This window comes from Thiomicrolovo immobilis, assembly GCF_039645955.1.
Lineage (GTDB): Bacteria > Campylobacterota > Campylobacteria > Campylobacterales > Sulfurimonadaceae > Thiomicrolovo > Thiomicrolovo diazotrophicus.
This window is the reverse complement of record NZ_CP147916.1, coordinates 176,349-190,199: the sequence shown is the minus strand read 5'-3', so window position 1 is coordinate 190,199 and position 13,851 is coordinate 176,349. Positions and strand designations below refer to the sequence as shown.

The following is a 13,851-nucleotide window of genomic DNA, read 5'->3' as shown; positions in this document are numbered from 1 at the left end:
TCCTTTAACATCGGATGAAAATTTCTCAAATGGTAGCGTTTGTGTATTGAAGGGGGCTTTAACGGATGGGGTTAATAGGGGGCGAAGCCGTGTCTTTTAGACACTGGCCTCTTCGCGGCGCTGGAGGTATTCCCAGTCGCGGTCGACGCGAGCTTGCCACTCGTCGAGGACATGCTTGTTCTCCGGTTTGAAGAGGTGCTTGAAGCGCCCCTGCGCACCGAGATAGTCCTTGACCGGGATGACATTTTTCGGACGGTAGGTGATGTTCAGCTTCGTACCGTCGATGATCTCGTAGAGCGGGAAGACCAGGGAGTCCGTCGCCAGATCGGAGATCGCAATCGTATCTTCGGGAAGGAACTTCCACTCCGTCGTACAGGCGGACATGGCGTTGATGAAGACCGGGCCTTCGGTCGCGAAACCGGTCTGGATCTTCTTGACCATATCTTTCCACTTGTTCGGTGCAACCTGCGCAACGTACGGTGAGCCGTGCGCCGCCATGATCTGCATCATGTTTTTCTTGTGCATCTTCTCGCCGTAGCTGACGCGACCCGCCGGGGCCGTTGTCGTGCTCGCACCGATCGGTGTGGAAGAGGAGCGCTGTCCGCCGGTATTTGCGTAGACTTCGTTGTCGAGTACGACGTACATCATGTTGTGACCGCGTTCGAAACAGCCGGAGATCCACTGGAAACCGATGTCGTAAGAGGCGCCGTCGCCGCCGAACGCAACGAATTTCGGCTCGCGGTCGGGCTGCTTCAGGCGCCCTTTGCGTTTGAGAGCCTTATACATCGCCTCGGCACCCGCAACGGCCGTGGAGCCGTTCTCGAAGCCGATATGGATCCAGGAAGCGTCCCATGACGTATAGGGGTAAACCGCCGTACAGACTTCCAGACAGCCTGTCGATGCCGCAAGGATCAGGTCATCGTTCGTCGCATTGAGAACTTCGCGGACGATGATAGAGTGCGCACACCCCGGACAGAGGAGGTTTGCCCCCTCGAAACGGTCCGCGGAGGTTGAAAACTCTTTAAGGTTTTTAATCTTTTTCATTTCGCTCATATCTCTTCTCCTTAGTGGAAGCTGATCTTCGGTCCGCGGACCCCGATCAGCTGCTGCAGCGGTGTCGTCGGCTTGCCGGCTTCCGCATTGGCAAGCAGCTCTGCGTAGATTTCGCGCAGATGGACTTTGGTGAGGTCACGGCCGCCGAGGCCGTAGACGTAGTTCGTCAGGACTTTCACTTCACCGCTGTTAACGACCGTACCGGCCAGTTCGTTGTAGAGCATCCCGAAGGTACCGTTCGGCGAAGAGCGGTCAAGGGCACCGATCGCTTTGATCCCCTTGAGGGCCTCTGCGATCTGCGCGTGCGGCCACGGACGGACGACACGGATACCGATTACGCCGACTTTCTTGCCGTCGGCACGCAGCTCATCGGCCACTTCGTACGCCGTTTCAACGGAGGTTCCCATACAGACGACAACCGCATCCGCATCTTCCGTCTTGTACGTTTCAACGATGTTATAGCGGCGGCCCGTCATTTTTTCGAACGCATCGAATGCAGCTTCGATCTTCGGGAAGACCTTCGTCATCAGGTCATTGTGCTGGCGCGCTTTGTGCTCGAAGTGCCAGTCCTCTTCGGTCTGGACACCGTGCGTGACCGGGTGGTCGAGGTCGAGCATATCGTTCATCGGCTTGAATTCGCCGACGAAGTTATAAGCAGTGTCATCGTCCATTGTTTTGACACCCTGCGCCGTATGCGACGTCAGGAAGCCGTCCTGGTGGACCATGGCCGGCAGGCGAATCTCATGGTCTTCCGCGACGCGGAAAGCGATGAAGTTCAGGTCATAGGCGTGCTGCGGGTTATACGCATCGAACTGAATCCAGCCGCTGTCGCGTCCGAGGTACATATCGGAGTGGTCGCCGTTGACGTTCAGCGGTGCGGCCAGGGCACGGTTGACGACGTTCAGGATAATCGGCAGACGCATACCGGATGCTTGGTAAAGGGTCTCGACCATCAGGGCAAAGCCCTGGGAAGAGGTCGCCGTGGCGACACGGCCGCCCGCTGCGGCAGCACCGATACAGCCGGACATCGCCGCGTGCTCGGACTCGACCATGACGAACTCGCCGTCGATATAGCCGTTTGCCAGATAGTTACCGTAGTTCTCGACGATCGGGGTCGAAGGGGTGATCGGGTACGCCGCGACGACGTCGATCTGTACCTGGCGCAGTGCCTGGCTGGCGGCCATATTACCGTCCCAGACCTCGACGTCGCGCAGTTCCATTTTATCTGCCATTAGTTCTCCTTCTTCTCTTTTTCCGGCCAGCCGGCAAGTGCTTTGTCTTCATCTTCCTGCTCGGCAAACATCAGCAGGGATTTCGGGTTCGTCGGGCATACCTCAACACAGATACCGCAGCCTTTGCAGTGATCATAGTCGACGCCGACCATCTTCTTGTCCCGGGAAATAATGGAGATATCCGGGCAGTAGATCCAACAGAACTGACAGTCGATACAGTAGTCCTTGTTAAAGATCGGTTTTTCGATACGCCAGTCTGCGACACTCGCCGTAAAGGAGTTCGATTTGGAGTAGGGGCGGTCTTCCTGAAGTGTCGTAGCGACATCATTGACCGCACCGTCGAAGGAGCGCAGCATTGCGCCGATTTCAAAATCGTTCCATCCGTTGTTCATCTGCTCTCCTTATTTCACTTCGTCGTAGGCACGCTGGATCGCGTCCATGTTCGCATCAACGATTTTCGGCGGCAGCTTGGCAAGAATGCGTTTCATACTGTCCTTGAAAAACTCAATGTCGTACATGCCGGAAATCTTCATGAAAGCACCGAGCATCGGTGTATTCGGAATTGCACGGCCGATCGTTTCCTGAGCGATCTTGATACAGTCGACAGTGTAAACTTTTTTCCCGTCGAGCTTGGGCTGGGATGCCACCAGGTCTTCCGTGCTCATATGGGTTGTAATGATGTAGACCGTCTCCGGCTTGTCGTTGATTGTCACGTCTGTCGTATAGACCAATGCCGGGTCGATAACGAAGACGAAGTCGGGGTTCATATATTTTTCATGATTAAGAATTTCATGGTCGTCAACGCGGTTATAGGCGGTCATAGCCGCCCCGCGCTTCGCAGAGCCATAAAAGGCGAAGGCCTGTACATGCTTTCCGGTCGTGGAAACAACATCCGCCAGTCCTTTGGCGCCGGTTACAGCACCTTGTCCCGCACGGCTGTGCCATCTGATTTCGAGCATGGTTTCTCCTCGGGTAGATTTAAGAACAGTATATGCATAATACTACTAACTTATGATGACTATTCTCAGATATCGGGTATTCTAAACCAGTTGCTCTTAAATACAGCTTTTCATTTTTGAAGAGAAAAAAAGGGTGTCAAAACGTTACGTTTCTCCCCTTGTTTGCGATGTATCGGACCGCTTCAAGGGCATTTTTTTCTATAAACGGCGTTAATAAGCGTAATTGCTCTTCGTTATCATATCCGCTTAAAACACCGACGCAACTCACCCCGGCCCGGCGTGCCGCTTCCGCATCCAGACGGGTGTCTCCGATGAGCCAACTGCGGGCCGGATCGCCCCCCATCCGTTCCAGCGCCGTCAACACCGGTTCGGGGTGCGGTTTGGCATGGGTCACGTCCTCCCGGCCGATCAGCACCTCGAAGGCGTCCATCACCCCGAAATGTTCCATCAGCTCCCGGGAGTAGAGCCCGGTCTTTGTCGTGACGATCCCCAGCCGCGCGACGGCCGAAGCGGCTTCGATCGCTTCACGCGCCTGCGGCAGCAGCACCGTTTTAAGCGTTGAGATGCGGCGATAGTGCTCTTTGTAGGTTCGGACATACACCTCTACCGCCTCGGGGGCGATCCCGACACGCAGGTACATGTCATCCAGCGTGTGCCCTATCAGCGCCTTGATCTCGGCGTCAGAAGGGTGCTCGCCCCCCAGGACGTCAAAGGTGCGGTGAAAGCTCTCGAGGATCGCTTCGGTCGAATCGATCAGCGTACCGTCCAGGTCAAAAAGAATCGTCATCATTCACTCCGGTGCCATTTCCCAATCGATGTAGTTGTGCCAGATTCCCTCCAGCGCCGGCTCGATCGGATGGATCCGCCTGTCAACCACGATAATCTCGTCGGGAATGTAGAGGAAAAGGTAGGGATCGTCATCGGTGATCAGTTTGAAGAGGCGCTGCCAGATCGTTGAAAGCCGGTCCCGCTCCACCGTCTGCTGCATCCGTTCGATCAGGCTGTCCACGTCACGGTTGTGGTAGCCGATAAAATTGAAAGCGCCGGGCTTGTCGTTATCGGAGTGCCACAGCAGGTAGGGATCGGGGGTCAGGGAGAGCGCCCACCCCAGCAGGACCGTCTCGAACTCCCGCGGGAAAACGACCATGTTCAAAAAGGCCTGCCACTCCATGATGCGCAGCGTCACCTTTACCCCGATCTTGGAGAGCTGGTGCTGGATGATCTCGGCCGCATAGGGGCGGACCGGTGTGGCGTTGGAGGTCGCGATTTCAAAGGTGAGCGGATGGGCGTCGTCATAACCCGCCGCTTTGAGCAGTGCTTTGGCCGCTTCAAGGTCCGGCTGCGGAATGGGCACTTCGGGGTTGAAGGCCGGACCGCCGGGCAGGAACGGGCCCGTACAGGCCCTGCCGTGCCCCATAAAAAGGATATCGACCATCGCCTGCCGGTCGATGGCCAGGGAGAGCGCCCGGCGTACCCGCGGGTCCTTGAACTTCTTCAGCCTAAGGTTGAAGCCCAGGTAGGTATAGCTGTGCGAAATTTCTTCGATGGGACGGAAGCGCTTGAAAAAAGCCGCATTCAGCTGCCGCTCGTACTGCATCGCTTCAAGCCCGCTCAGATCGATCTGCCCCGCCTTGAGCATCAAAAAACGCGTTGTCGGGTCGGGAATGACGTGAAAAGCGATTCGGTCGATCTTTGGACGGTGCTCAAAGTAATCATCGAATGCCGTCAGTTCGATCTGCTTTGAAAATTCGAGCTTGCTCAGGCGGTACGGCCCCGTACCGACCGGATTCAGATTGAACGCGCTGCTCATCAGGTTCTTCTCATCCTTGAGCAGGTGTGCTGGCAGGATTCCCATCATCCAGGTCTCCAGCGCTTTAAAATAAGGCTGTTTGTAACGCACTTTCACCGTATAGGCATCGGGTGTCGTGACCGACTCCACCATGCGGAAGGTCGAGGTGTAGGGGGAGACGACGGAGGGATCGTTGATGATGTTGTAGGTAAAAACGACATCATCGGAACTAAAGGGGGCGCCGTCCTGCCACTTGACGCCGCGGCGCAGTTTGAAAACGACGGTACGGTTATCCTCGAAACGGTAGGATTCGGCGAGATCGCCGATGATCTCCTTGCCGTCTTTATCAAACTTCACCAGGCCGTTGAAGATAAAGCCGGCGATCTCGCTGCTGGCCGTATCCGTCGCAATGATCGGGTTCAGGCGTGCGGGGTTGGAGGAGGTCGCCAGGTGCAGGGTCGACGCGGCCAGGAAGAGCGGTAAGATCAGCAGGTAAAAAATGCGCATGGCGCCATTGTACAGAAGCGGAGATTAGAACAAGGGGTGCTGCCTCCCCGAAAGGAGGCGAATCAGGCTTAGTTCGCCTCGATGGAGCGGTCGAAAAGTTCCTGGACGGGACGTTCGTTGTCCACGTAATATTTGCGGAACGCGTCGATCTGATCCTTGGAGGCCTCGACCGGCGTCTTCAACAGGTACCACTGTACGTTCTCCGAACACGGCGGCGTCGTCAGGGAGCCGATGTAGTGGAAGTAGTGCGCGGTATCTGCCGGCAGCAGATCCTGCGGGTCGATACGGGCCTCGCGGCCGACGTTGCCGATGATGTTGTCAAGCATCGAGTTGTTTTTGCCCTCGGTGAAGAAGACGGCGACCACGGCCAGCTGCTTCGTTTCCGGGTTCTGGTGGACCATGTGCGCGACCATGTCGTAGCGCTTGCCGTCGACGGTGTGCTCGCTCTTGCCGTGGAAGTGGAACTGCAGCAGACGGAACTTCTCGCCGCCCAGCTCAATCATTCCCCCGGCTTTCGGCGTGACCTTGATGGAGTGGCCGTTGTCGATGATATCCGCCGTCGTATGGATATCCTCATCCAGGTGGAGCACATACTGCGGGTTCAGGGCGATGGATTTGCCGGGAACGATGTTGATCGGAGACTGGTGATGCCCGATGCCGCAGGTCTTGCTGAACTCTTCCCAGTGGGCCGGACCGTTTTCCGCGTAGTCCCAGTGCGCTTCGTGGTGCGCTTTCGATTCATGTTCCGCCGCAGAGGAGGCCGTAGCGATCAGTGCCGCCGCGACCAGTGATTGTGCCAATGTTTTGAGTGTCATTTCTTCTCCTTTTTATGATGACGTTAGAAGGTGTAGTTCGCGATCACGCGGTATTGGGTCAGGTTGTCAAGCTGACTGACGGTGCCGTCCTTGGATGCTCCGGTGTTGTTGCTGACCCAGATCCCCTTGAGCGCCAGAGAAAAGGCATCGCGCTTGTAAGCCAGCACGGCGTTGATGTCCTGCTGGTCCTTGTCATACCCGGGGCGGTTGTTACTGAACTGTGCCCAGCTGACCGTCGCCTTGAAACCGCTGATGCCCGTAAAGTCGAATCCCTGCGCATAAGCGAGTTTGATTCCCTGGGTCCCGCCGATATAGGCGCTGTCGGCCTGGAATGCGCTGCCGTAGAGCGACTGGAAGAGGTCGTTGGAGGTGATCATGTTCGTAAAGAGCGGCGTGCCGTCCCAGGGAAGCACGAGCGAGTCATGGTCGCCCGCACTGCGGAGTACTTTCGTGTAAGCGACGAAGAAACTCCCCTCGTGGTGGGAGAGCGTCGCCTTGAAGCCGAAGGCATTGCTGTTCAGCTTTTTCCCGCCGGTAATAGACGTGTTGCTTTCAAGGTTGTCCGCGGCGTTTCCGATGCTCTGCTGGTTGATGTACTGCGCCCCCACGTCCAGGAGTGCTCCGCTCGTTCCCAGCGCATACGTATAGCCCGCGCCGACGTAGAGGGCATTCATGAAGTCGGGACTGCAGTAGTTATACGCCTCAAGCTTCGCGTCGTAGCCGCTGTAGACGATACTCAGCGGTGCCACGTAGCCGGCAGTGTGCCCTGTCACCGTCTCGGTGTCCGCACCGAGGGCGTGTTCGATGATATTGACGAAATCATTGGAGGTGCGCTGTTTGAAACGGTCGAGGTAACCGATGCTGAGCGTTGCTCCGCCCAGCGTTGCCGCGGCCATCCCCCCCTGCACCGTCGACGGAAGCAGCCGGACCACCTTGGCGTGGATGAGCGGCGTGTTGTACTTTTTACGGCCGTACCAGAGCGTCATCGGCCCGCGGCTGTACTGCAGGTAGGCCTCCCCCAAGACGGAAAAGCCCTTTGCCGGGTCCGCGGCACCGCGCACGCCGTTGTCCTTGCCGATAATGGAGGTATCGACCGCATTGGGAAGCGCGAAAGGGTTGGTCGTCATGAAGGTCGCCCCCATCTTCAGACCGTACAGCTCCGCCGTTTCGTAACCGAGCTCCCCGCCGATCGTGTTGGCGTGCGCCGAAGAGGTCGTGCCTGCGCCGTTATCCTTATCCGTCTCGATGTAGTAGTAGCGGATATCGCCGTATGCCTTGCCGTCCGCGAACCACGCCGCGACAGTGTTGTCTGCCGCTATCAGCGACGCCGAAAGGGCCATCATGCCACTTATTAGATATTTCAATACCCAAGCCTTGAAAAAAAAGTGCGCAGATTCTAACGAAACGGGCGAAGAAAGAAAAATAAATAAAGTTGAATGTTTTGTGAAGGAAAGTACAGGAAGATGAAGTCTGCCCCGAAGGGAGCAGAAAAAAGCGTTAACGCTTGGAGAACTGCGGTGAACGGCGTGCTTTGCGTTTACCCGGTTTCTTACGTTCGACGACGCGGGAGTCACGTGTCATCATACCCGCCGGTTTGAGGACCGCACGGAAAGTCTCGTCGTATTTGACGAGGGCACGGGAGATCCCGTGGCGAAGCGCGTCGGCCTGGCCGCCGAAGCCGCCGCCGAGTGTTGTGGCGACGATATCGACAGAGCTGTCCTGCTTCGTCATTGCCAGCGGCTGCTTGACACGCAGTTTTTTTGCTTCGAGACCGCCCAGCCAGGCATCAAGGGAGAGACCGTTTACGGTAATCTTGCCCGTACCCGGCGTCAGCCATACTTTTGCGATGGAAGACTTGCGGCGTCCAGTTGCGTATGTTTTTGCCATGATTCAGTATCCTTACTTAGCGATCTGTGCAGTGTGAGGATGTTCCTCGCCTGCATAGACTTTGAGTTTTTTCAGCATTGCACGGCCGAGCTTCGTTTTCGGAAGCATACCGCGTGTAGCCAGCTTGTAGAGTTTTTCCGGGTTCTTCTCGAGAAGCTCGGTCATCTTGACGCTCTTTGTGCTACCGAAGTAACCGCTGTGCGTGAAATACTCTTTGTTTGCGACTTTGCCCGCACCGTTGAACTTCGCTTTGGAAGCGTTGATGATGACGACGAAGTCGCCGCAGTCAACGTTCGGTGTGAAATATGGCTTGTCTTTACCGCGGAGGCGCGTCGCGACTTCCGTGATCAGACGGCCGAATGTTTTGCCTTCAGCGTCGATCAGCACCCAGTTGCGCTCGATCTGCTCAGGCGATGCAATTTTCGTAAATTTCATCTTGCGACCCTTAGTGAATATAAAAGTGCGAAAGTATACCCGTTTAAACTTATAATTTGCTGAATTTAAGTTATGTATAAGGGTCAAACCCGAACGATCTCCACCCCCTCTTCCAACACATAACAGAGGTACCCTTCGACCGGCATCTCCGTGATCGCCCGGACCGCCTTGACATAAAAACCGACCTGCTCGCGGTGCTCCGACTCATAGCGGCGCGCGCTTTTATAATCGATAACGACCCAGCGCTCCTCCTGGCGCACCAGCAGGTCGAGGTAGCGCAGCTCCCCCTCATACATCAGCGGCTGCTCCCTGGCGATCTCCCCCTCGACGAGACGGCGGAAGGTTTCATCGCCCAGCAGGCGCGTCAGCCTCCCGCGGATCGTCTCGAAAACGCCGGCATCGAGCAGCGCGCCGTAGCGGTTGGTGACGGCAGTCATCGCCGCTGCCAGGTCCTCAATCTCGAAGGCGGCCATCATCTCCAGCGCGTAATGCATCGCCAGCCCGAAGGTGACGGCGAAGGGCTCCTCTGCGACAGCCGCCTTTTCGGCGGTGACGACCTCCGTCTGCCGTCCGAGAGCCAGCGCTTGATAGGGGATATCCCTCGGCGCCTCCGGCAGTGCCGGTGCTGCGGCCAGTACGCCCTCCGTTCCCAACGTCATCGACGAGAGGCCGAGCCGCTCGAACATCGACTCTTTGGGTTTGCGCACGACATAGAGGTTCTCCCGGGCCCGGGTAAACGCGACGTAGAGGGCATTGAGGGCGTCATCGTCCGCCAGGGCGGCTTCGCGCTCCAATGCCGCGGCGTACGCGGGGTCGAACTCGGCCCGTTTGCTCTGGCGCAGATAGAGCGTGCGCAGCTCCACCCCCTCGTAGGCGTAGAGGATCGGGGCCGTGTCCGCTTTTTTGCGCCCCAGCCGGTCCAGCACGACAACATAGGGGTACTCAAGCCCCTTCGATTTGTGCACCGTCAGCACCCGCACCCCCTCGCGCTCCTGGGTGACGGCCTTCGTATCGATGCGCTCATGCTCGAACAAAAAGGCCTCCAGGTCACGGAAGCGCTCCAGTACCTCCAGGAAACGGACGATGTTCAGATCCCCGTCGAAGAGGCCGAAGCGGGTGATCACCTCCCGTACCGCCTCCGCCGGTGCGTCAAAGGCGCGTATGGGGCGCGGCAGCGGCTGCACCGCGATATCGGCCAGAGCGCAGAAGTTTCGGGCGTAGATCTCCGCGTCGAAATAGCAGTATTTGAGGTATTCGATCACCGCGCGGACCCGCCGCTGCGCGATCAGCCGCGAGGTCGTTTCCGTGACGACGTCGATCTGCCGGGCATTGAGCGTCTCCTGTACGGCACCACCGTCCTTGTTCGTCGCCGTCAGTACGGCGATCTCCCCGGGGGCGGCCCCGAGGGCCAGCAGCCGCTCGACGAAGGCGGTCATCCCCTCCAGCGGCGTTTCGTCCTCGACGATCTCCACATAGCCCGGGCGTGCCCCCGGCTTGGTGAGCTGATCCTCGTAGCCGTCGATGCGACCGCGGAAGGTGTCGTTGACGAAGGTGACGACGTTCACGCTGCTGCGCCAGTTCGTCCGTAGCGAGTCGACCGTGAGTCCGTAGCGCTCCGTCACCGCCCCGAACAGCTCCTTGGTACCGCCGCGAAAACGGTAAATGGACTGCTTGACGTCCCCGACGAGAAAGAAGGAGTGGTGTTCGCGCACCCCGCTGCCCGAGACCATCTCCTCCACGAGCGGCTGCAAAATCTCAAACTGCAAGACAGAGGTGTCCTGAAACTCGTCGAGCAGCAGGTGGGAGATGTGGCTGTCAAGGCGGAAATAGAGGAACTCCCGGTCGATGCGTTCCCCAAGCAGGTAGTAGACCAGGGCCGTGATGTCGTCGAAGCTGAGCTCATTGTCCTCTTTGGCCACGGTGAGCTTCGCACTCTTATAGAGATCGAGCAGTTCAAAGAGATGGGCGAAGAAGGTCTGCTCTTTGGCCTGCATATAGCCCCGAAGCGCCCCCTGCAGCTGCCGAAGCAGCACGTCCATCTGCGGATCATAGTGCTTTTTGAAGTCCCAGTACTCCAAGGACGCTTTGGCCGTCCAGGTTTTGCCGATCAGCGCCTCGACGCTCTCCGCCTCCAGCGCCTTGCGCCCCCGGTCGCTCAGCGACTTGCCCTCAAACCGTGCGACCAGCTGCGCATGCAGCGCCATCGCCCGCGCCTCGTGCGGAGCCATCGCCGCCGCCTCGAACTGTAGGTGTCGCAGCTGCGGCGCCTTGGCGTAAAGGGCGTCGAGGAGGCCGAAGATATCGCTGACCCGTTTTGCGCTAATCTGTGCCATCGCGACGAGGGTACTCTCCTTCCCCTCGATCTCGCAGAGTTTCAGAAAACGCGCCATCACCTTCAGTTCATGCTGCGCCTCGAAGGTGCCGAAGTTCGGCATGATCCCCGCGTGCAGGGCGAATTTCCGCAGAATCCGCGCGAAGAAACTGTCAATCGTCATCACCTTTGTGTCGGCGGCCAGGAGCCGCTTCAATACCTCGGGACGCCGCTGCAGGATTGCCGTCTCGTCCGCGCCGCAGAGCGCCGCGATCTCTTTCAGTTCATCGCGCTCGTGCAAATGCGTCAGCGCCTCGATCAGACGCTCCTGCATCTCGTTGGCCGCCTTGTTCGTAAAAGTCAGTGCAACGATCTCGTCGGGGCTCTCCCCCATAAAGAGGAGGCTGAGGTAGCGCACAACAAGGCTGAAGGTCTTCCCGCTGCCGGCACTGGCCATCAGGGCCTGGAAAGGAAAAAAACCGCTCACTGCATCTCCCTTTGGCAAAGATGGGCATAGTCGCAAAAGCGGCAGGCGGAGAGCTCGTCGGTCATATCGAAACTGAAGCGTTTCGTCTCCCGGAGCTCCGCCAGGTGCTCATGAAGCAGTTCGCGCTTGCGGCCGTGCAACGGGTCACAGATGATCTCCCCGCTGTTCAGGTCATAGTACCCCGCGTAGGCGACCTCGCCCTGCTGCTCGGACAGCAGGGCATAGAACTCCAGTTGGAAATCCGTTGCATTCTCGACGGTTTTGACCGTATAGAGGGGGTACTTCCCGCTTTTATAGTCGAGCACCTCCAACCCCTCCGGCCCGTGGTCGATACGGTCGATCCGCCCTTCAAGCGTCAGCCCGCCGTATTCCATCGTCAGTTTCGTCTCGCACGCCTTGACGCGCACCTCGGCGAAGCGGTTGATCTCCCGTTCGAAAAACGGTTCCAGCTTTTTGAGCCACAGCTGCTCCAGAAAGCGTTCCAGCGGCGTGCTGCCGCTGTGCGCTGCCAGGGCCTGGGCGACAGCCGCCTTGAGCGTTTTGGCATCGCTGAAAGCCTCATGCTCTGCATAGACGTCGCGCAGGGCGTTGTGCAGCGCATTGCCGATCGCATGCTCCTCGGGCATCTCCCGCGGCAGCTCGTGGGGTGCAACCGCGGCGACATAACGGTGGTAGAAGCGGCGGCGGCACTCCAGGAAGGTTTTCAGCGCCGTAGCGGAGAGCGGCCGGGCGGCAAAATCGTAATCGGCTTCGACCGCCTCGACCGGCAGCGAACGCTTCGGCGTGCGGGTGAAGAGAATCTCCGCCCAGGCATCGTCCGCGTAGAGGCGCTCCGTCTCTATTCCCATCTCTTTGAGGAACCGGCTCGGCAGGGTCGTCTCGTTGGAGACGTAGCTGATCTCCACCCGTTTGGCGCGGGAGATCAGTTGGTAATAGAACTGTTTCTGCAGCGCTTCGCGCTCCCCCGTCGTCGGAAGCCCCGCCCGTCCCCGCACCAGGGAGTTGATGAAGAGATCCTTGTCGCTGCGGTGGGGCACGTAGGCGTCATTAAAATCGACGATGATCACCCCGTCGAATCGGCAGCCCCTCGTTTCCAGCACGCCCATCACGGTCACCTTCCCCCCGCGTACGTCGTCCAGGCTCCTGCCCCGCAGCCGGTTGATAAAGAGGTGCAACAGCGAGCGCAGCGAACTCTCCCCCAGCTGCGGGATCAGCCGCTCGAAATAGAAACGCTCTTCGCGCACGATGCCGCCGACCGTGTCTGATTCGCCCTCGAGCAGCGCCTCGGTCACCTCCGTGAAGCGGTCGCTATCGCACCCTTCGGCATACAGTGAGATCATGGCGCGGTACCCCTCCCCGAAAAGCCGCTCGAGCCGCATCGTGTTCTCGACGCCGGGGTGTTCGGCAAAGGCCATCAGCGCCTCGCAGCGCCGCACGAAGAGGCTCTCCTGTACCCCCTCGCCCATCGCGAAGTTGAAATTCCCTTCCGCATCGAAACCCCGCAGCAAAGGGACAAACCCCTCGTCCGGCAGCACGACGGCGATCCGCTCCGGCACGATCCCCTCCGAAATCATCTCGTACACTTTCTGCTTGATAAAAGCCGACTGCAGAATCCGCTCGGAGAGCGGCATTGCCTTGATCCTCGCCTCATGCTGCAGCGGCACCGTCTCCACGATCGACAGGGAAGCGAGATCGATCAGATACTGGTGGCCCTCCGCCGTCTCCACGCCGAGCTCGGCGAGCTTCTGCTGCATTTTCCCGTTATAGGGCGTCGCATCAAAACGCAGCGTCAGCGGCACCAGCGCGGCGATCTCCCGCAGGAGTTGCAGCTCGAAATTCGTCAAATACCCCTCGGCAAGCACCGCCATGGCACCCTGCGCCGCTACCCACGAACGGTTCAGCCGGTAGAGCTCCGGCACGAAGATGCGGTCGAGGATCTTGCGCTCGAAGCAGAGCAGCCGATAGCGCTCGCGCAACAGTTTCAGGATGGCGATATGTTCGGCGAAATCCCCGTAGGTGTCCGCGCTGTCAAGGGCGTCGATATCGACAAGTTCCCCGGAGAGCTCTTCGAAAAAGCGGAAAAGGTAGGCGGCGTTACGGGTGAAGGTAAAGAAGTTGCGCTCGATTTTGAGTTCGGAGAAGGCGTCGAAGTCCGCGGCTTCAAGCAGCGTCAGGGTCCGGGTGTCCGGATCGACGTTCCCGAAACCGTCGACGACGACCGCTCTCGACATCAGTTCGCCCATCGTCATGAAACGCTGCAAAAGGGTGTTCTGGGAGCGCAGCTCCAGCAGCTGTTCCCTGATGGCGCGGGATGTCGGCAGTACCGTCGTCACAGGCTCCCCTTTTTAAAGAGGAGTATAGCGCTACCGTTCTGAA

At 58.5% G+C, this 13,851-nt stretch carries 12 protein-coding genes; all 12 read right to left on the bottom strand.

The window, feature by feature from the left end; translation table 11 throughout:
- Positions 1-96: 96 nt before the first annotated feature.
- The 12 genes from WCX72_RS01000 to WCX72_RS00945 all read right to left on the bottom strand — a co-directional run bounded on the left by WCX72_RS01000 (position 97) and on the right by WCX72_RS00945 (position 13,808).
- Positions 97-1,053: a thiamine pyrophosphate-dependent enzyme gene (locus WCX72_RS01000; protein WP_345970365.1), complete on the bottom strand. Its 957-nt coding sequence runs from the start codon at positions 1,051-1,053 to the stop codon at positions 97-99.
- A gap of 11 nt (positions 1,054-1,064) precedes the next feature.
- Positions 1,065-2,285: a 2-oxoacid:ferredoxin oxidoreductase subunit alpha gene (locus WCX72_RS00995; RefSeq protein ID WP_231019750.1), complete on the bottom strand. Its 1,221-nt coding sequence runs from the start codon at positions 2,283-2,285 to the stop codon at positions 1,065-1,067.
- Positions 2,285-2,677 (bottom strand): 4Fe-4S dicluster-binding protein, encoded by a 393-nt coding sequence (locus tag WCX72_RS00990; protein WP_231019748.1) that lies wholly within the window; start codon positions 2,675-2,677, stop codon positions 2,285-2,287. Before WCX72_RS00990 ends, WCX72_RS00995 begins: the two co-directional genes overlap by 1 nt.
- 9 nt (positions 2,678-2,686) lie before the next feature.
- Positions 2,687-3,244, bottom strand: coding sequence for a pyruvate flavodoxin oxidoreductase subunit gamma (locus WCX72_RS00985; RefSeq protein WP_231019746.1), 558 nt, complete (start codon positions 3,242-3,244; stop codon positions 2,687-2,689).
- 136 nt (positions 3,245-3,380) lie between these two features.
- Complete coding sequence (locus tag WCX72_RS00980; protein ID WP_345970364.1) at positions 3,381-4,034, bottom strand: HAD family hydrolase; 654 nt, start codon at positions 4,032-4,034, stop codon at positions 3,381-3,383.
- Positions 4,035-5,540: a peptide-binding protein gene (locus WCX72_RS00975; protein ID WP_345970362.1), complete on the bottom strand. Its 1,506-nt coding sequence runs from the start codon at positions 5,538-5,540 to the stop codon at positions 4,035-4,037.
- Positions 5,541-5,608: 68 nt separating this feature from the next.
- Positions 5,609-6,355, bottom strand: coding sequence for a carbonic anhydrase family protein (locus WCX72_RS00970; protein ID WP_345970360.1), 747 nt, complete (start codon positions 6,353-6,355; stop codon positions 5,609-5,611).
- 23 nt (positions 6,356-6,378) lie between these two features.
- Positions 6,379-7,698: an OprD family outer membrane porin gene (locus WCX72_RS00965; RefSeq protein ID WP_345970358.1), complete on the bottom strand. Its 1,320-nt coding sequence runs from the start codon at positions 7,696-7,698 to the stop codon at positions 6,379-6,381.
- 154 nt (positions 7,699-7,852) lie between these two features.
- Entirely contained in the window at positions 7,853-8,242 is a 390-nt protein-coding gene (gene rpsI, locus WCX72_RS00960) for a 30S ribosomal protein S9 (protein WP_231019738.1), read from the bottom strand.
- A gap of 12 nt (positions 8,243-8,254) precedes the next feature.
- A complete protein-coding gene (gene rplM / locus WCX72_RS00955; RefSeq protein ID WP_231019735.1) occupies positions 8,255-8,677 on the bottom strand; it encodes a 50S ribosomal protein L13 in 423 nt (140 codons plus the stop codon).
- A gap of 83 nt (positions 8,678-8,760) precedes the next feature.
- On the bottom strand, positions 8,761-11,475 hold the full coding sequence (locus WCX72_RS00950; protein WP_345970356.1) for a RecB-like helicase: 2,715 nt from the start codon (positions 11,473-11,475) through the stop codon (positions 8,761-8,763).
- A complete protein-coding gene (locus WCX72_RS00945) occupies positions 11,472-13,808 on the bottom strand; it encodes a PD-(D/E)XK nuclease family protein (protein ID WP_345970355.1) in 2,337 nt (778 codons plus the stop codon). Before WCX72_RS00945 ends, WCX72_RS00950 begins: the two co-directional genes overlap by 4 nt.
- Positions 13,809-13,851: the final 43 nt, after the last annotated feature.

Bases quoted from the DNA above. Each gene is read 5' to 3' on its own strand.
- WCX72_RS00965 (WP_345970358.1), bottom strand. From the start codon at position 7,698: ATGATGGCCCTTTCGGCGTCGCTGATAGCGGCAGACAACACTGTCGCG.
- WCX72_RS00995 (WP_231019750.1), bottom strand. From the start codon at position 2,285: ATGGCAGATAAAATGGAACTGCGCGACGTCGAGGTCTGGGACGGTAAT.
- WCX72_RS00980 (WP_345970364.1), bottom strand. From the start codon at position 4,034: ATGATGACGATTCTTTTTGACCTGGACGGTACGCTGATCGATTCGACC.
- WCX72_RS00990 (WP_231019748.1), bottom strand. From the start codon at position 2,677: ATGAACAACGGATGGAACGATTTTGAAATCGGCGCAATGCTGCGCTCC.
- rplM (WP_231019735.1), bottom strand. From the start codon at position 8,677: ATGAAATTTACGAAAATTGCATCGCCTGAGCAGATCGAGCGCAACTGG.
- WCX72_RS00985 (WP_231019746.1), bottom strand. From the start codon at position 3,244: ATGCTCGAAATCAGATGGCACAGCCGTGCGGGACAAGGTGCTGTAACC.
- WCX72_RS00975 (WP_345970362.1), bottom strand. From the start codon at position 5,540: ATGCGCATTTTTTACCTGCTGATCTTACCGCTCTTCCTGGCCGCGTCG.
- WCX72_RS00970 (WP_345970360.1), bottom strand. From the start codon at position 6,355: ATGACACTCAAAACATTGGCACAATCACTGGTCGCGGCGGCACTGATC.
- rpsI (WP_231019738.1), bottom strand. From the start codon at position 8,242: ATGGCAAAAACATACGCAACTGGACGCCGCAAGTCTTCCATCGCAAAA.
- WCX72_RS01000 (WP_345970365.1), bottom strand. From the start codon at position 1,053: ATGAGCGAAATGAAAAAGATTAAAAACCTTAAAGAGTTTTCAACCTCC.